This is a genomic window from Neobacillus citreus (assembly GCF_018343545.2).
GTDB classification, from domain to species: domain Bacteria; phylum Bacillota; class Bacilli; order Bacillales; family Cytobacillaceae; genus Neobacillus; species Neobacillus citreus.
Map to the genome: position 1 here is coordinate 1 of NZ_JAGYPE020000151.1, position 598 is coordinate 598.

The following is a 598-nucleotide window of genomic DNA, read 5'->3' on the forward strand; positions in this document are numbered from 1 at the left end:
GCTGGCGCTCCGGTTTCTACGGCTCCTACCTATCCTGTACAAGCTGTACCAAAATTCAATATCAGGCTACAGTAAAGCTCCATGGGGTCTTTCCGTCCTGTCGCGGGTAACCTGCATCTTCACAGGTACTATAATTTCACCGAGTCTCTCGTTGAGACAGTGCCCAGATCGTTACGCCTTTCGTGCGGGTCGGAACTTACCCGACAAGGAATTTCGCTACCTTAGGACCGTTATAGTTACGGCCGCCGTTTACTGGGGCTTCGATTCAGAGCTTCGCTTGCGCTAACCCCTCCTCTTAACCTTCCAGCACCGGGCAGGCGTCAGCCCCTATACTTCGCCTTGCGGCTTTGCAGAGACCTGTGTTTTTGCTAAACAGTCGCCTGGGCCTATTCACTGCGGCTCTTCGGGGCTATTCACCCCAAAAAGCACCCCTTCTCCCGAAGTTACGGGGTCATTTTGCCGAGTTCCTTAACGAGAGTTCTCTCGCTCACCTTAGGATTCTCTCCTCGCCTACCTGTGTCGGTTTGCGGTACGGGCACCTTTTATCTCGCTAGAGGCTTTTCTTGGCAGTGTGGAATCAGGAACTTCGGTACTATAA

Annotated in this window: 1 rRNA gene; it reads right to left on the reverse strand. The window is 52.8% G+C overall.

Going from position 1 to position 598, the window contains the following annotated elements:
- Window positions 1-598 (reverse strand): 23S ribosomal RNA (locus tag KHB02_RS29660); the annotation flags it as partial.